The following is a 15,782-nucleotide window of genomic DNA, read 5'->3' as shown; positions in this document are numbered from 1 at the left end:
TCAGGTCAGGCAGTCGAGCCCGGAGACGATCAGGCGCTCGATGGTGGCCGGGAGCTTCTCCTGGTCCGGGTCGTGGTGCCTGCCTTCCCGGTGTCGCCGCAGGTTGTGCCCCATGATCGCGGCCATCTTGAACCGGCCCAGCGCATCGAACCAGTCCAGGTCCGGGAACCTCGACCGGGAACCGGTGTAGAGATCCACGAGCTCGTCCGCCGCAGGCAGGTCGGGGACCTCGCGACCCACGCCGGGGAAGTTGGAACCGTCGGCGAACACCAGGAACCAGCCCAGTTCGACCCGAGGGTCGCCGGGACTCCAGATCTCCCAGTCGATGAGGGCCGCGGGCTCCTCGCCCTGCGCCAGGATGTTGCCCAACCGGTAGTCGCCGTGGACCAGCACCGGGTCCACGGCCGCCGGGGTCGCTGCGGCGAGGCCGTCGCGCAGCTGCACCGCACGTGGCACCAGTTCAGTGGGCACGGCGTCCATGGTCCGAACCCATCGGGCGAGCTCATCGGCGGGCGTCAACGGGTCCCCGTCCACCGGCAGCTCCGCCACCGGGACCGCATGCAGCCGGGGCAGGATCTCGGCGGCGCGCCGCATGCGCGCGCTGGCGAGCGGCGGATCGACGGCGGGGTCGTCGAGGACCGGCTCCAAGGACTCGCCGGGGACGAGGTCCATCGCGAACCAGGCCTGGCCGCCGTCCTCGCCGGGATCCTCACTCGCGCGCACGGTCGGTACCGGGACGTCGGTCTCGCGCAACGCGGTGAGGATGCGGGCCTGCCGCAGCATGTCGTGCCGCCCGATCGGCCGTTGCCCCGGCGGGACCGCCTTGACGACGAAGGCGTGGTCGCCCGCGGTGAGGCGGTAGGTCAGGCCGGAATGCCCTCCCAGCATCGGCTCCAGCGCGGAGTAGGCGCCGTCGTACCCGGCGTCCTGCAGCCCGGCCACCACGCGCGTACCCAGGTCCCCCGTGCTCATCGCCTCGGCTCCTTCGGCAGGCCGAGGACACGCTCGGCGAGGATGTTGTGCTGGATCTCGTCGGTGCCACCGGCAATGCGGTATCCCGGCGCCCCGAGCACGTGCTCGGTCCAGGCCCACGTCCCCCAGTACCCCCGGTCCGCCACCAGGTCGGGACCGAGCAGGGCGCGCACCACCTCGGAGGTTCGGCCCATGGTGTCGGTGGCCAGCAACTTGCCCACCGAGGCTTCCGGACCCGGGTCGCGGCCGGCCACCAGGGAGGCCGCGACTCGCATCCCGGTGAGTCGCTGGACGTAGCTGCGGGTCACCAGGTCGGCGACGCCATCCCGCTCGAGGTCGGTGAGGGGTCGATCCAGGTGGCGGGCGAGCTCCACGGCCTGGTCAGCGTTCTCGAGTCCCAACGCCCCTGAGTCGAGGCGCTCGGAGGCCAGCACGGTGAGTGCGACCTTCCACCCCTCCCCCTCGGGGCCGAGTCGGTAGTGGTCGCCCAACTCCACATCGTCCAGGTAGACCTCGTTGAACGAGGTGCCACCGGTCATCTGACGAATCGGACGGACGGTGACGCCAGGGGCGTCCATGGGGACGAGGAAGACGCTGAGCCCCGCGTGCTTGGCGGCGTCCGGGTCGGTGCGAACGACCGCGACCCCGACGTCCGCGACCCGCGCGCCGGAGGTCCACACCTTGTGGCCGTTCAACCGCCAGCCGTCCGCGGAGCGCACTGCACGGCTGCGGACCGCGGCCAGGTCCGAGCCGGCCTCGGTCTCGGAGAAGAGTTGGCAGGCCATCACGTCGGTGCGCAGCATGGCCCGCACGTACGTCTCCTGCTGTGCTTCGGTCCCCCACTGGGCGATGGTCGGCGCGACGAGCTGCTGGGTCACCGGGAACATCTCGGTCCGACGCGGGACGTCGAAGCCCGCCTCGACCCTGCGGAAGGCCAGGAGGTAGGACGTCGGGAGGTCGCGGCCGCCGTACTCCGGAGACCACGTGAGCGCACCGAATCCCGCGTCGTACTTCGCCCGCTCGTAGGCGCGGATGCGGTCGGTCTCGGCACGCTCCTCATCCTCGGTCCAGTTCTCGAAGACCGTCACGGAGTCGGTCCCCTGCCCCCACGACCGCTCGGTGCGCGTCGGAGCGACCGATGCCAGCCATTCGCGGGCCTGCGCGAGGAAGGTGTCCAGGGTGGGTGCGGTGGGTGTGGTCATCGTGTTGCCTCCAGAACGGTGCAGGCGCTGATGCCGGGCGCACCGTAGACGTGGGTGAAACCCAGTCGGGGGTGGTCGGGCACCTGCCGGTCACCGGCCTCACCGCGCAGCTGGGTGACGACCTCGTGCACCTGACGCAGGCCCGAGGCGCCGATCGGCTCACCGTTCGCGATGCACCCGCCATCGGTGTTGACCGGCAGGCGGCCGCCGATCTCGGTGGCACCGGCGGCGATCCATTCCTCCTGCTGACCGTGCTCACAGAACCCGCACTCGGCGAGATGCATGATCTCCGCCCCGGCCTCGGTGTCCTGCAACTGCGCCACATCGATGTCCTGGGGCCCCACGCCAGCTGCCTCGAACGCCGCGCGCGCCGCGTCGGTACTGACGCTCGAAGGAGTTCCCTGCCCCTGGATCGAGGGCGCGAACACCTCGAACGATCCGAAACTGCGAGTGCGGGTCGAGACGGCGCGCAGCCGCACCGCCCGCGGCCCCAACCGCCGCGCCGCCTCCTCGGAGGCGACGATGATCGCGGCGCCGCCCTCGCCGGGCGAACAGAACATGTACTGCGTCAGGGGGTCGTTGACCATGGGGGCGGCAGCGATCGCGCCCTCGGTGAGCGCCTCGCGCCGCCACGCGTTGGGGCTGATCGCGCCGTTGCGGAACGACTTCGCGGCCACCTTGGCCAACGTGGGCTCGGAGATGCCGTGCTCGCGCATGTAGCGCGCGATCTTGATCGCGAAGAACTGGGTGGTGACCATCAGTCCCGCCTCGCCGTATCCCGCGGGCAGACCCCAGTCCTCCGGTCGCGGGTCGAATGCACCACGCGGGTGCTTGTCGAACCCCACGGCCAGCGCGATCTCGGCGGCGCCGGACCTGATCGCGTTGATGGCCGAGACCAGTGCGCTGCCTCCGGTGGCGCAGCCGTTCTTGACGTTGGTGAAGGGGATCCCGGTCAACCCCAGGTCGGCCACCAGGGTGTCGGCGAGTCCGGAGCCGTCGCTGCCGCCGAACGCCACCTGGATGTCGGGCCACTCCATCCCGGCATCAGCCAGTGCCGCACGGATCGCCTGCACTGCCATCTGGCGCCCCGTGAGATCCGGCTGGCGCCCGAACTTCGAGAGTCCGGCACCGACGATCGACACCGTACTCATGAGGTAACTCCTTCGTCGGAGGCCGAAGCGGCCCGCTGGTGGTGGTGCTGCAGCCACTCGCCGGTCGCGAAACGTGGGACGGGGTCCGTGGCGACGAGATGGACCGCCGCCCCGGCGAGTGCGTCGTAGTCGGGATGGTCGACCGACTCCAGCACTGCTTCCACACGGACCCCCTCCGGCAGTTCGACATACCCCACGGCGAAGGGCGAGAAGCCCTCCGCCGGGGGGACGTACGGCGGCGACTTCGGCGCGAACCGCTGCACCGTGTGTCCCCAGACCGTCCCGTCGGGGCTCAGCTCCCGGGGGGTGACCTCGGCGCTGCCGCAGCGCTGACACCCCGCGGCCACCGGAAAGGCGACATTTCCGCAACTGACGCACCGGCTGCCACGCAGTCCGGGCGACCGGCGGAGGTCGCCGACCTCGGCCGGGCCACCAGACCCTGGCACCTCGTCGCTCACTTCAACTCCTTGTTCCTACTGCTCCAGCATGTCCGTGGACGCGGGGTGCGCCGGCGGTCGCTCAGCGACCGACCCACTTCGGCTCGCGCTTCTGCAGGAACGCCTCCACGCCTTCCTTGCCGTCCTCGGACTGCAGCGCGTTGCCGACAGCCAGGTGCTCCATCACCATCAGGGAGCGCACGTCGGCGTCGAGGCCCTGGTTGATGGCCATCTTCGTCAGACGCATCATGTAGGGGCTCTTGTCGGTGAGCGTGCCGATGAAGTCCTCGACCCGCTGGTCCAGCTCGCCGGCCGGCGCGGAGTCGTTGATCAGGTCGAACTCGTTCGCCTCCTGGCCCGAGAGGAGCTTGCCGGTCAGCATCAGCTCCTTGGTCTTGCGCAGGCCGATCATGCGCGGCAGGCGGTAGATGGGGCCGGCGCCACCGAAGAGGGCGCGACGGATGTGGAAGTCACCGATCTTCGCGTCGTCGGCAGCGATGGCGAAGTCGCAGGAGATCATCAGCTCGAACCCACCCGCGGTCACGTAGCCCTCCAGGACGGCGACCGAGGGGGTGTTCATCTGGTAGAGGCGGTCACAGACCTCGGCGGAGAGCACGGCCACGTCCATCGCGGTGGTGGTGCCGATGAAGTCCGAGAGCAGCTCGTCGAGGTCGAATCCGGAGCAGAACTGGTTCTCCACTCCGCGCAGCACCAGAACCTTCAGCTCGGGGTCCTCGTCGACCTCCTTGATGATCTCGTCGAGTCGGTGCAGCAGCTCGACCGTCACGGAGTTCATCTTGTGCGGGCGGTTGAGCCACACACGAGCGACGGGTCCGTCCTTCTCGAGCAGTACGTGGTCGGTGTCGATTGCCATGGGATGCGTCCTTTCAGAACCAAACTGGATTCAGTTTAGTTTGAACTGACTTCAGATCGTTGTCAAGGAAGCAGCCACGCTTTTCCGAGCCGATGTCAGATCTCGGCGCCGGCCCGGTACCCCTCGGCCACGGCATGGCCGATGCGGCGCGGGCTCAGGCAGTCACCGATGACGCTGACCGCGGCACCGTCCGGCACCGCGCGAGCCAGGGCATCCACCGGAGTGCGGGGCCGGTGCCACACCGTCAGTCCCGCGGGAGCCTCGACCAGCGGCCCACCGAAGACCGGTCGCAGCGCGACGGGCGCATCTGGGGCGGACCCCACCACCAGCTCCTGTGCGATCTGCAGATCCACCCCCAGCGCGCTGAGTCGGGCCAGGAGCGGGCCGCTGCTCTCCACGGGGATCCGCGGAGCCAGCGCCGTCAGCGGCGTGGCCAGGGTGACCTGCCATCCCTGGTGAGCCAGGGACTCCGCCGCGCTGTAGGCGGGCCAGAACCCATCCCCCTCGTCGTAGACCAGGGCGGACCGCTCGACGTCCGGCGGGAGGTGACCGAGCAGCACATCGTCGACCGAGACCGTCGTGCTCCCTCCCGTCGAATCCGGCGCCACGGTCGGACGGGATCCGCTGGCGAGCACCACGTGATCAGCCATCTCGAGGATGTCGCCCACGTCATCGGCGTCGATCCCGGCAGCCAGATTGACCTCGACCTTGAGCCGTTTCATCTCTCGCTCCAGGTACTCGACGATGTCGATCAGGGTCGCCCGGTGCGGCGCCGCGGCAGCCACGCGGACGGCACCACCCAACGTGGTCGCCCTCTCGAAGACGGTGACCTTGTGACCTCGACCTGCGGCGACCCGGGCTGCCTCGAGCCCCGCGGGGCCGCCCCCGATGACGTAGACCTCCTTGGGTCGCGGCGCCGGAACGCCCACTGCTGGATGACGCCCCCTCCCCACCTCCGCATTGACCGCACAGTGCAGGTGGGGGTCGAAAGCGCGGCAGTCCTGATTGACACCGAGGCATCCGCGCACGTCCAGCGCCCGCCCGGCCTCGGACTTCGCGGGCAGCTCGGGGTCTGCGATCAAGGCTCGCGCCATCCCGACCAGGTCCGCATGGCCGGACCGGATGACCTGCTCGGCGGTACCGGCATCCCGGATCCGCTGACCCACCAGGGTCGGCAAGCCGGTGGCGGCGCGGACCCGGGAGGCCGACGGAACGGCCACGGCGTCCGCCGTGGTGGAGTCCTTGACGTACTTGCCGCGCGTGCCGTGGGTGATGCTGAAGTAGTCGACACCGCCCACCTCGGTCAGGTGCTCCGCGATCCGCACGCAGTCATCGACCTGCATGCCGCCGGGGATCTCCTCCTCACCACTGAGTCGCACGCCCAGCACGAAGCCCGCGGGGATCACCGATCGCATCGCCGAGACCACCAGGTCGACGAAGCGCATCCGATTCTCGAAGGAACCGCCGAAGGAATCGGTCCGCCGGTTGGTGAGCGGCGACATGAACTGGGCGGGGAGGTAGCCGTGGGCTGCGTGGATCTCCACCCCATCCGCACCCGCCCGCACCAGGTTCTGCGTCGAGACCTGCCACCCCTTGACGATGTCCTCGATCTCGGGGGCGGTCAGTTCGTGCGGCGGGTAGGCGTCGCGAACCGTCTTGATCGGCGACGGGGCAACCGGCGGGGAGTCGGACTCGCCACCGATGAACTCCCGACCCAAGTGGCACAACTGGCCGATGAATCGCGCTCCGTGGCGATGGATGGCGTCGACCTTCGCTGCAGTGGCCGGCACGAAGTCGTCGATGTAGGCCTCGACCAACTTCCGCGAGCGCAGCGTGGTCGTCGCGTGGACGACCGTCGCGCCCCCGACGATGAGGCCGACACCGCCAGCCGCCAGACGCTCGAAGTGCTCGGTGTCCCCGTGGGTGGGGACGCCCTCGCGCGCCATGCTGGTCCCGGCTGGGAGGGCGACCAACCGGTTCTTCAGCGTCACGCCTGCGAGGTCGAAGGGACTGAAGACATGGGGGAACTCGCTCATCAGACCGTGAACCTGCCTCCGTTGCTCAGCAGCACGGCGCCGACGACGTTGGCCGCTCCGGGGGAGGCGAGGTAGCAGATGCTGTCGGCCAGGTCCTCCGCACTCGCGTACCCGATCGCACCGGCGGCCTCCATCGCCGCACGGACGGCGGCCGGCGTACGTGCTGCCATCGCCGTGTCGACCGGCCCGGGCGCCACGGTGTTGACACGAACCCCGAAGGCGATCGCCTCCTTGGCGACCGCCTGCGACAGCGCATGCACTCCCGCCTTGGAGGCGGCGTAGTGGGGATAGCCGACCAGGGTGTCGAAGGCAGCGGAGGAACCGACCGTGACGACGGCACCCCTGCCCCTCGGCCGCATGGCCCGGACTGCCGCGCGCAACACGTGGAACGTGCCGTCCAGGTTGACCGACATCACGCGACGCCACCGCTCGTCGCCGAGTCGTGCCAGTACGTCGACCGGTTCACCAGCCTCTCGTGCCGACAACAGTTGCGCCTTGGCTTCGGGATCGTCGACCCCGGCGGCGTGCACCACCACGTCGAGTCGACCGCAGTCGCGCGTCACGCCGGACACCAGGGCATCGACCGCGTCCGCGTCGGCGACGTCCACGTGACGGGCGGTGCCGCCCATCGCGACGGCCACGCTCTCGGCGTTGTCCATGTCCTGGTCGGCCACGTTGACCCGCGCACACCCCTCGGCGGCCAACTGACGGGCCACCGCAGCCCCGATGCCGGACCCACCGCCGGTCACCAGGGCGACCTGGTCGGCGAACCGTCCGGGGACGTAGCGCGCGTGCGCGCCCACCCCGGGTACCTCGTCACCCATGACTACTCCTCGCTCTCCGTGTCGCGGATTCCCTGCCCGTCGGGTTGCGTGGCGACCGCGCCCTCGCCGGAGGCGGTCACGGGCTCCACCGAGGGGCCGTACACCTGTGCTGCGGTCTCTGCGACCGCGTGCCGGAGTCGCTGCTCCGGCACGGTCAACCGCTCGGTCTCCTGCTCGAGGAGGTCTCCACGGCTGGCGACGCGGTAGGTCTCGGTGTAGACACCCGGTTGCGCCGAGTCCTTCGTAAGGCTCCAGTGCTGTGCGCCCATGCGGAGGCGAGACAGGCGCAGGTGGGCCATGGCTTCCGCGAAGCGGTCATCGGCGCTCTCGTCGACGCGGTAGTCATAGCGCACCACGAGCTGCCCCTCGCCGGCCTCGGCAGCCACGGCAGCGACCGAGGCGTCGGCGTCGGCCAGCACTGGTTCGATCCCGACACTGCTCCCCAGACCGGAGCGCAGCAGGACGGCGACCGAGATCACCATCATGACCGCGGCGGTCGCCAGCGCACCCGTGAGTCCCACCAGGTCAGCAGCCACACCCCACACGAGGGACCCGAGGGCCTGCGTCCCCTGGAACAGGAAGAGGACCAGCGCGATGATGCGCGGACGGACCCAGTCGGGCAGGGCCTGGTGCGCCAGCATCATCCAGGTGCTCTGCACACCGACCCACGCCACGCCCCCCAGGACCAGGAAGATCCCGACGAGCCCGAGCGGCGCGAAGGAGCCGAGTGCCACCAACGTGGCGGCGTACACCGTGGACAGTGCGGCAGCGAACACCTTGACGCTGCAGCGGTGTCGCAGGGGCCCGAGGGTGACCGTGCCGACCACGGCACCGCTGCCGAGGAGCGCCATCATCACGCCGAAGCCGTCGGAGTCGAGGTCGAACCGTTCGTAGGCGACGAGGGAGACCAGGGCCCACATGGCACTGGCCGGGAGACCGAACATCGTCATCCGCCAGAGCAGTCGCCGGGTCCAGGGTGAGTGACGCGCGAAGTGCAACGCTCCACCGATCGCGGGCAGGACGGGGCGGCGTGGGCCACGGCGCCCGGGGGTCGCCCGCCGCTGGTGGAGGACCAGCGTCAGCGCACACCCACCGAAGAGTGCTGCCACGAGACCGAAGGTCGCCGCCGGGACGAACAGCCCCAGCCCGATGCCGGCCAGCAGCGGCCCGACGGCCCGGGCGACGTTGAAGACGGCGCCGTCCAACAAGGACGCGGCCGGCACCAGCCCACGACCCACCACCTCCGGGAGGAGCGACTGCCATGAGACGCCGACCACGACGAGGGCGGAGCCGACCATGCCCACCGTCGCCAGCAGGACTGTCGGATGTGTGAGGCCGGCGCTGGTCGCCAGCACCAGCGTGAGCGCCGTGAGCGCAGAGACACTGGTCGAGGCGACCATCAGCTTCTCCCGGGAGGCGTAGCCGACCACGACCCCCAGCGGCAACGCGAACAGCAGGAAGGGCACGGCCATGGCGGCGGGAGCCATCGAGATCACGAAGGCAGATTCGCCGCGGACGGTGAGCATCCACTGCACGGCCACCACGTGCACCCAGACCGCCACCGCATTGGCAAGCTGCACGCCGAGGAGCAGCGGCAGGGCCCGCACCCCCAGCGCAGCCCGCAGGCTGTGCCCCGTCCTCGTCGCTGCTCGATCCACGCTCTCTCCTGCCAAACTGAAGTTGGTTTAGTCTAAGGTAGTCCAAGTCACACGTCGAGAGGACTCACGATGAACACCGACCTGCTTGTCATCGGCGCCGGCATGGCGGGGCTGTCCGCCGCCGCACGCGCCACGCGCGACGGCCTCCGGGTGGTGGTGGTCGACGTCGGAGAGGACATCGGCGGCTCGGCGAGATACGCGGGCTACGCCTGGACGGCTCCCACGCACGAGGTCATGGACGCGGTGAACCCCCATGGCGACATCGCGCTCAAGCGCGCCCTGGTCGACCGCTTCGACTCCGGCATCGGGTGGATCCGCTCCGTGGGCGTCGAGTGCCACGACGCCGTCCCGATCCTGGGGTTCGGCCGCGGTCACGCCTTCGACACCAACCAGTACGTCGACCTCTGCCGGCGCTTGGTCACCGAGGGCGGCGGCGAAGTGCGCCTCGGCACCACGACCCGCCGACTACTCAGGAGCGAGGGACGCATCGTCGGGGCCGAGGTCGAGGGCCCCAGCGGCGGCGAGGACATCCACGCCCGCTGGACCCTGCTGGCGACCGGGGGATTCCAGGGCGATCCTGACCTCCTGGCGACGAAGATCCACCCCCGAGCCGGCGCGATGCAGCTGCGTTCGAATCCCCACAGCACCGGGGCTGGCTACCGACTGGCCGAGACGGTCGGTGCAGCGACCGGCCCGGAGGACGCCGGGTTCTACGGCCACCTGGTGCCCAGCCACGTCCCGTTCGCCGACACGGCCGATTTCGTCGACCTCTCGCTCTACTACAGCGAGCACGCGTTGCTGTTCAACCTGGACAACGAGCGCTTCACCGACGAGACGCTCGGCGACCACCTCACCACCATTGCCCTCCTCGACCAGCGTGAGTCGCGCGGCCTCCTGATCGCCGACGCGCGGGTACATCGGGACTGGATGGTGACCGCCTACGTCGAAGGAGCGGTCTCCGTCGACAAGTTCGCCCTGGCCAACAAGCGCGGTGGCCGGGTGGGCCTGGCCCAGGAGCTCGACGAGTTGGCGTACCTGCCCGAGGAATGGGGGTACGACGGCGCGGAGATCCGCGCACGCATCGAGGAGTACAACGCAGCAGCGCAGAATGGCTCCGTGGCCCCCGGGCGCGCCAAGGACGCTCTCCCGCTCGACGAGGGACCCTGGTACGTCATCGAGTGCGAGCCCGCAGTCACCTTCCCCTTCCACGGAATTCGCATCGACGACCGGGCGCGAGTGCTCGACGGCAACGGTGCACCGATCCACGGGCTGCTGGCGGCCGGCTCCGACACCGGCGGCCTGTGGAATCGCGCGTACGCCGGCGGACTCGCCTCCGCCCTCGTCTTCGGCCTCACCGCAGCGGAGACCGCTGCCAGCTGAGACGGCGGCGGTCGCCCGCCGAATGGGCACACGAAGCGATGGCCGGACGCTGCGGCCGCGTCGACCGGTTCAGATGCCGATCAGGTCCGCGACGCGTGCCCGCGCGGCGCTCGCCGACCCGTGGAGCCCCTCGTCCCCGAGGACGCGGCGGTAGTAGTAATGGGCACGATGTTCCCAGGTGAAGCCGATGCCGCCGTGCAACTGGATCGCCTCCTGGGCTGCGTGCACCGCTGCATCGGTGCAGACGGCAGCCGCCACCGCTACGGCGAGCTCGGCACCCTCGGACGTGCCGTCCAGCTCCGCGGCCGCGTAGCGGGCGGCTGACCGGGAACGCTCCACGGCGACCAGGACGTCGGCGAGTCGGTGCTTGACGGCCTGGAAGGAGCCGATCGGACGTCCGAATTGCTCCCGCTCGCTGACGTACTCGCGCGTGCGGTCTAGCAGTTCGGCCGCGATACCCGCGTGTTCGCAGGCCACCGCCGCTCGGGACAGCAACTGGAGTCGCGCGATGGCGGGTCGTGCGTCGACGGGACCGACCAGCAGACGAGCCGGCGCCGCGTCGACGGCGATGTCGGCGAGTCGGCGCGTGAGGTCGATCCCGGTGAGCGGTTCGACCCGCGCAGCCGCAGTCTCCACCGCAAGCAGCACCGGACCGTCAGGACCCGCGGCCGCAACGACGACGGTGTCGGCCGCGGCCCCCTGCAGCACCCGGGGCATCGATCCACTGACGGTCCAGCCATCACCGGACCGCGTTGCCGCCAACGCGGGTGTCGCGGAGTCCAGTGACGCCAGCGTGACGACCCGCTGCCCCGTCGAGGCGGCCGTGAGCAGGTCCGCCACCGAGCCGGGATCCTCCGCGGCCACCAGGGCCTGTACCCCCAGCACGCTGGAGGCGAGGAAGGGCTCGGGCACCAGGGCAGCCGCCGTCTCCTCGAGGAGCACCCCGAGCTCTCGTACGCCGTAGCCGTGCCCACCCAGCGCCTCCGGCACGGCCAGTTGCCCGACCTCCAGCTCGGCGTTGAGGCGCCGCCACAGGTCCTGCGCGTACCCCAGTTCGGAGTCCGCTGCCGCCCGCACCTGCTCGTGGTTGGCGTGCTTGCGCAGGAGTGCGCGGACCACCTCCCGCAGTTCTTCGTGCTCGTTCACGGGGGCCATCACGGCGGGGTCGGACTCGGGCCACGGGTTGCGCACGTCCCAGCTCCTAACTGGATTGAGTTCAGTTCACTTTAGGGGTTCTCGGCAGCCCGGGCAAGCCCCGAGGCCACTGGACACCGCAAGCGAATTGAACTAACTTCAAGTCATGCGCATGGAGCCCGTCACGCTGACCCGGTACTACGCCCACGTCGACGCCGACGAGATCGATGACGCGATGGCGCTGGTCGCCGCGGACGTGCACTTCGCCATCCTTCTCCCCGGCGGCGCCGTTCGTGGCCATACCCGGCAGGAGCTGGTCGACTACCTCAATGGGCGCGGCGAGGTCGTACGCCGCCACGTACCGTTCCGGACCGCCACGGCCGGCGACCTGGAGTTCGTCTACGGCGCGGTGATGGAAAACGAGCGGGTCACGACCGGCCACTTCCTGGCCTCCGTCCGTGTCGTCGACGGCCTGATCACGGCCTACCAGGTGGCATTCGACCCCGACCTCGCCCTGCTCCCCACGGACTGACAGGCACGATTTCCCACAACGACGGAGGCACCGTGACCGACACTCCCCTGCTTCGCAGCTGGTTCGACATCCTGGACGGAACGGAGCCCGACCGGGTGCTGGGGATGATCACCGAGGACTTCCAGCTCTCGATCTTCTTCGCGACCAGCGAGGGTTCGGCCGAGTTCAGCGGAGACCGCGAGGCGCTGGTGGGCTACTTGGCCCAGCGCGAGAAGAGCACGCTGGTCCACCACATCCTGCAGGGTGCTCACGTGGGCGACAGCGAGCTGGTCCTCGGGGAGACCCGGCGCCGGGGCGAGTTCGAAGCCTCCTTCAACGCGAGCGCTCTCCTCGACGAGTCCGGCGAGAGGATCCGTCGCCTGCTGATCTGCCGCACGCCGAAATTGCGCTTCACCGACTGACCCTGGCCGCCACACCGGCGCGAGCGGGATCACGGTGGCGGGCCCCGCCCCTGCGACCGTGGTGATCGGCTCGTCAGATCCGCTGCAGACCCGCTCGGAGTAGCGGCTCGACCGCCTGCCCAGCGGAGTCGAAGCCCTCACCGTGGGTCGCACCGGCGCGGTAACGGTGGTCGATGCCAGCCGCGATGACCGCCAGCTTGAAGTAGCCCAGCGCGAGATGGGCGTCCCAGTCGACAAGCTCCACCCCGCCCGCGGAGCCGTACGCTGCCGCGAGGGCGTCAGCGTCGGGCAAGCGGTCGCTGGTCCACGCGCTCGGCTCGCCGAGCACCAGGTCCAGGGCCGAGTGACGGTAGACGCACATCATCGCCACGTCGGCCACCGGATCGCCGATCGTCGACAATTCCCAGTCGACGACCGCCGCCACCCGGGCGGCGACGCCGCCCCCGGCGCCGTCGTCGAAGGCCAACAGGGTGTTGTCGATCCGGTAATCGCCGTGCACGATCCCCGTCGACTGCTGCCGGAAGGTCGTGGCCGCCAGCTTCTGGCCGAGTTCCGTCGCGAGCGGAGTGAGTGGGGGATCGCCGACGATCTCCCACTGACCCGACCAGCGGCGTACCTGCCGGGCGGCGTACCCGTCGGGACGACCGAAGCGCTCCAGCCCCACCGCCACGTGGTCCACCGAATGGAGAGCGGCGAGGGTCCCGCACAGTGCACCCACGACCGTGTCGAGGGTGCCGTCCTCGAGGGACTCGAGGTCCCGGCGGGACTGGATCGTGCGTCCGTCGACGAACTCGGTGACGGCGAACGGCAACCCGAGGGCCGTCTCCTCCTCGCACAGCACCACCGCGGGTGGGACCGGCACCACCGTCGACGCCAGGGCGCTGGTCACCCGGAACTCCCTGGCCACGTCGTGTGCGGACGGCGTGCGCCCACGGCGGGGTGGCATCCGCAGGACCCAGGCCCGGCCGTCCTCGGCGGCGAGGTCCTGGAGCCGGTAGGTCAGGTTGGAACGCCCACCCGCGATCAGTCGCGCGCTCAGCGGGCCGGCCAGGTCTGCGCCGGCCCGGGCCATCCGGTCGGCGACGGCGGCCAGTTCCTCGGTGCTCAGCGCGGAGGCGTCGGCGCTGCCCACAGCGGGACTCATCGGCCCTCCCCTGCCCGTCGGACAGCGCGCTTGGCGATCGACCACCGGTGCACCTCGGACGGTCCGTCGTAGATCCGGAACGGACGGATCTCCCGTGCGATCCGCGCGATCGGGAGCTCGGTGGACACGCCCAGGCCGCCGCACATCTGGGTGGCGCGATCAACGACTCGGTGGAGCGCCTCCGCCGCGAAGGTCTTCGCGATCGATGTCGACTCCGAGGCCCGCTGGCCGGCGTCGAGCTCCTCGCACGCGACTCGGAGCAGGGCGCGGGTCGCAGCCAGGTCGATCTCGTTGTCAGCGATCATCTGCTGGACCATCCCCAGGTCCGACATCCGGGAGCCGAAGGCCTCCCGGGCGATCACGTGTCGCATCGCGACCTCGTGCGCTCGTCGTGCTGCACCGGTCCAGCGCATCACGTGGGTCATCCGGGCCGGGCCGAGGCGGACCTGCGCGTACCGGAAGCCTTCGTCCACCCCACCCAGCACCTCGGAGTCGGGTACGAACGCGTCGGCGAAGCGCACCTCGCAGTGCCCGCCGACCATCGATCGATCCACCGTGCCGACGTGGCGTACGACGTCCAGGCCGTCGGTCTCAGTCGGCATGAGGAACATCGTGGCCCCGCCCGCTCCGGCTGCGCCGGCACCACCGGGCTCGCCGCTCGTGCGGGCCATGGTGATGAAGAAGGAAGCGCCGTCCGCGCCGGTGATGAACCACTTGCGCCCGTTCACCACCCAGCCACCGTCGACCTTGGTCGCCCGGGTCGACAGTGCGGACGGGTCGCTGCCCGCCCCCGGCGACGGCTCGGTCATGGCGAACGCCGAACGCATCTCGCCTCGCGCCAGCGGCTGCAGGTACCGCGTTCGCTGCGCATCGGTCGCGACGTGGTCGAGCAGGTGGACGTTGCCCTCGTCCGGCGCGGCGATGCCCACCGCCAACGGCCCGAACAGCGAGTAGCCGGCCTCCTCGAAGACGGGGGCCCGTTCCACCATCCCGAGTCCGTGCCCGCCGCAGTCCGCGGGCGCGTGCGGGGCGAAGAGACCCGCACCCCGCGCCGATTCCTGAAGACGGCGGCGCAGGACGTCGCCGCCTGCTGCCTCGATGTCGCCGTCGAATTCGTCATCGAGCGGCAGCACGGTGTCCTTCACGAAGTCGCGCGTGCGCCTGGTCAGGTCAGTCATGTCTCGTCCTTCGGTGTCACAGGTGTGGAGGTTGGCCGCCCGCTCGATGTCACCCGAGCTTTCCACCACCGTCGACGTACAGCGTCTGGCCGGTGATGTAGGACGCCTCGTCACTGCTCAGGAATGCGACTGCGGCGGCGATGTCCTCGGGGAAGCCGACGCGCTTGACCGGGTTGCCCTCGGCGTTGAGTTGGCGGAATTCCTCGACGTCCATCTTCAGCCGGGCCGCGGTGGCGTCGGTCATCTCGGTGGCGATGAAGCCGGGCGCGACGGCGTTGACGTTGATGCCGAACGGGCCGAGCTCGATGCCGAGCGTGCGCGTGAGGCCCTGCACGCCCATCTTGGCCGCGGCGTAGTTGGCCTGGCCGCGGTTGCCCAGGGCAGAGACGCTGGAGAGGTTGACCACCTTGCCGTACCTTTGCTCCACGAAGTGCTGCTGGACGGCCCTGGTCATCAGGAACGCACCCCTGAGGTGGACGTTCATGACCACGTCCCAGTCGTCCTCGGTCATCTTGAAGAGCAGGTTGTCGCGGGTGACGCCGGCGTTGTTCACCAGCACGTGGATCCCCGCCAACTCCTCGACCACTCGCGAGATGGCGTCCGCGACGCCGGACGCGTTGGCGACGTCACAACCGACCCCGATCGCCGTCCCCGGGAGTCGGCCGGCGGCCTCCTCCGCGGCGGACTCGTCGAGGTCGACGACGGCGACCGCCGCGCCCTCCTCGGCCAGGCGCCGCGCGGTACCGAAACCGATCCCGCGCGCTGCACCGGTGACGACGGCGACGCGGCCCTCGAATCTACTCATGCATGTCCTCCTGGTTTGGTTCGGGCAGTCAGGGATCGACTGCCCGGGTGGGGC

Annotated in this window: 15 protein-coding genes; 3 read left to right on the top strand and 12 right to left on the bottom strand. The window is 70.2% G+C overall.

The features are described 5' to 3' along the window. The 8 genes from KUV85_RS14785 to KUV85_RS14750 form a co-directional block, all read right to left on the bottom strand. A complete protein-coding gene (locus KUV85_RS14785) occupies positions 1–972 on the bottom strand; it encodes a phosphotransferase family protein (protein ID WP_219960655.1) in 972 nt (323 codons plus the stop codon). After that, the gene (locus KUV85_RS14780; RefSeq protein ID WP_219960654.1) at positions 969–2,174 is read right to left on the bottom strand and encodes an acyl-CoA dehydrogenase family protein; all 1,206 of its coding nucleotides are present in this window, start codon (positions 2,172–2,174) and stop codon (positions 969–971) included. Before KUV85_RS14780 ends, KUV85_RS14785 begins: the two co-directional genes overlap by 4 nt. Next, the gene (locus tag KUV85_RS14775; protein WP_219960653.1) at positions 2,171–3,325 is read right to left on the bottom strand and encodes a thiolase family protein; all 1,155 of its coding nucleotides are present in this window, start codon (positions 3,323–3,325) and stop codon (positions 2,171–2,173) included. The genes KUV85_RS14780 and KUV85_RS14775 overlap by 4 nt, the downstream gene beginning before the upstream one ends. Beyond that, entirely contained in the window at positions 3,322–3,771 is a 450-nt protein-coding gene (locus tag KUV85_RS14770; protein WP_237690302.1) for a Zn-ribbon domain-containing OB-fold protein, read from the bottom strand. The genes KUV85_RS14775 and KUV85_RS14770 overlap by 4 nt, the downstream gene beginning before the upstream one ends. 73 nt (positions 3,772–3,844) lie before the next feature. Next, a complete protein-coding gene (locus tag KUV85_RS14765; protein ID WP_219960651.1) occupies positions 3,845–4,636 on the bottom strand; it encodes an enoyl-CoA hydratase/isomerase family protein in 792 nt (263 codons plus the stop codon). Positions 4,637–4,731: 95 nt separating this feature from the next. Then, positions 4,732–6,672: an FAD-dependent oxidoreductase gene (locus KUV85_RS14760; RefSeq protein WP_219960650.1), complete on the bottom strand. Its 1,941-nt coding sequence runs from the start codon at positions 6,670–6,672 to the stop codon at positions 4,732–4,734. Next, positions 6,672–7,496 carry an SDR family NAD(P)-dependent oxidoreductase gene (locus tag KUV85_RS14755; RefSeq protein WP_219960649.1) on the bottom strand — a complete coding sequence of 275 codons (825 nt, stop codon included), beginning with the start codon at positions 7,494–7,496 and terminating at the stop codon, positions 6,672–6,674. The genes KUV85_RS14760 and KUV85_RS14755 overlap by 1 nt, the downstream gene beginning before the upstream one ends. A gap of 2 nt (positions 7,497–7,498) precedes the next feature. Continuing rightward, a complete protein-coding gene (locus KUV85_RS14750) occupies positions 7,499–9,154 on the bottom strand; it encodes an MFS transporter (protein ID WP_219960648.1) in 1,656 nt (551 codons plus the stop codon). A 69-nt stretch (positions 9,155–9,223) separates the two neighbouring features. On the opposite strand from KUV85_RS14750, the gene KUV85_RS14745 reads away from it, so the two are divergent. Next, a complete protein-coding gene (locus KUV85_RS14745; protein ID WP_219960647.1) occupies positions 9,224–10,534 on the top strand; it encodes an FAD-dependent oxidoreductase in 1,311 nt (436 codons plus the stop codon). 69 nt (positions 10,535–10,603) lie between these two features. Here the strand turns inward: KUV85_RS14745 and KUV85_RS14740 are convergent, their stop codons facing one another. Then, the gene (locus KUV85_RS14740) at positions 10,604–11,725 is read right to left on the bottom strand and encodes an acyl-CoA dehydrogenase family protein (protein WP_219960646.1); all 1,122 of its coding nucleotides are present in this window, start codon (positions 11,723–11,725) and stop codon (positions 10,604–10,606) included. A 109-nt stretch (positions 11,726–11,834) separates the two neighbouring features. Here KUV85_RS14740 and KUV85_RS14735 point away from each other — a divergent pair, with 109 nt between their 5' ends. Beyond that, complete coding sequence (locus KUV85_RS14735) at positions 11,835–12,200, top strand: hypothetical protein (protein ID WP_219960645.1); 366 nt, start codon at positions 11,835–11,837, stop codon at positions 12,198–12,200. Between the two features lie 32 nt (positions 12,201–12,232). Next, a complete protein-coding gene (locus KUV85_RS14730; RefSeq protein ID WP_219960644.1) occupies positions 12,233–12,601 on the top strand; it encodes a hypothetical protein in 369 nt (122 codons plus the stop codon). A gap of 73 nt (positions 12,602–12,674) precedes the next feature. Here the strand turns inward: KUV85_RS14730 and KUV85_RS14725 are convergent, their stop codons facing one another. Genes KUV85_RS14725 through KUV85_RS14715 form a run of 3 tightly spaced genes read right to left on the bottom strand, consistent with a single transcriptional unit; the run spans position 12,675 to position 15,728 of the window. Continuing rightward, positions 12,675–13,745 (bottom strand): phosphotransferase family protein, encoded by a 1,071-nt coding sequence (locus KUV85_RS14725; RefSeq protein ID WP_219960643.1) that lies wholly within the window; start codon positions 13,743–13,745, stop codon positions 12,675–12,677. Next, positions 13,742–14,923, bottom strand: a complete 1,182-nt coding sequence (locus KUV85_RS14720; RefSeq protein WP_219960642.1) for an acyl-CoA dehydrogenase family protein — start codon at positions 14,921–14,923, stop codon at positions 13,742–13,744. The genes KUV85_RS14725 and KUV85_RS14720 overlap by 4 nt, the downstream gene beginning before the upstream one ends. A 49-nt stretch (positions 14,924–14,972) precedes the next feature. Next, the gene (locus tag KUV85_RS14715) at positions 14,973–15,728 is read right to left on the bottom strand and encodes an SDR family NAD(P)-dependent oxidoreductase (RefSeq protein WP_219960641.1); all 756 of its coding nucleotides are present in this window, start codon (positions 15,726–15,728) and stop codon (positions 14,973–14,975) included. Positions 15,729–15,782: the final 54 nt, after the last annotated feature.

The organism is Nocardioides panacisoli, assembly GCF_019448235.1.
Lineage (GTDB): Bacteria > Actinomycetota > Actinomycetes > Propionibacteriales > Nocardioidaceae > Nocardioides > Nocardioides panacisoli_A.
This window is presented reverse-complemented; position numbering and strand designations above follow the sequence as displayed.

Excerpts from the sequence above, each read along its gene's own strand:
- KUV85_RS14765 (WP_219960651.1), bottom strand. The coding sequence starts at position 4,636 with ATGGCAATCGACACCGACCACGTACTGCTCGAGAAGGACGGACCCGTC.
- KUV85_RS14755 (WP_219960649.1), bottom strand. The coding sequence starts at position 7,496 with ATGGGTGACGAGGTACCCGGGGTGGGCGCGCACGCGCGCTACGTCCCC.
- KUV85_RS14775 (WP_219960653.1), bottom strand. The coding sequence starts at position 3,325 with ATGAGTACGGTGTCGATCGTCGGTGCCGGACTCTCGAAGTTCGGGCGC.
- KUV85_RS14760 (WP_219960650.1), bottom strand. The coding sequence starts at position 6,672 with ATGAGCGAGTTCCCCCATGTCTTCAGTCCCTTCGACCTCGCAGGCGTG.
- KUV85_RS14745 (WP_219960647.1), top strand. The coding sequence starts at position 9,224 with ATGAACACCGACCTGCTTGTCATCGGCGCCGGCATGGCGGGGCTGTCC.
- KUV85_RS14725 (WP_219960643.1), bottom strand. The coding sequence starts at position 13,745 with ATGAGTCCCGCTGTGGGCAGCGCCGACGCCTCCGCGCTGAGCACCGAG.
- KUV85_RS14720 (WP_219960642.1), bottom strand. The coding sequence starts at position 14,923 with ATGACTGACCTGACCAGGCGCACGCGCGACTTCGTGAAGGACACCGTG.
- KUV85_RS14780 (WP_219960654.1), bottom strand. The coding sequence starts at position 2,174 with ATGACCACACCCACCGCACCCACCCTGGACACCTTCCTCGCGCAGGCC.
- KUV85_RS14735 (WP_219960645.1), top strand. The coding sequence starts at position 11,835 with ATGCGCATGGAGCCCGTCACGCTGACCCGGTACTACGCCCACGTCGAC.
- KUV85_RS14715 (WP_219960641.1), bottom strand. The coding sequence starts at position 15,728 with ATGAGTAGATTCGAGGGCCGCGTCGCCGTCGTCACCGGTGCAGCGCGC.
- KUV85_RS14785 (WP_219960655.1), bottom strand. The coding sequence starts at position 972 with ATGAGCACGGGGGACCTGGGTACGCGCGTGGTGGCCGGGCTGCAGGAC.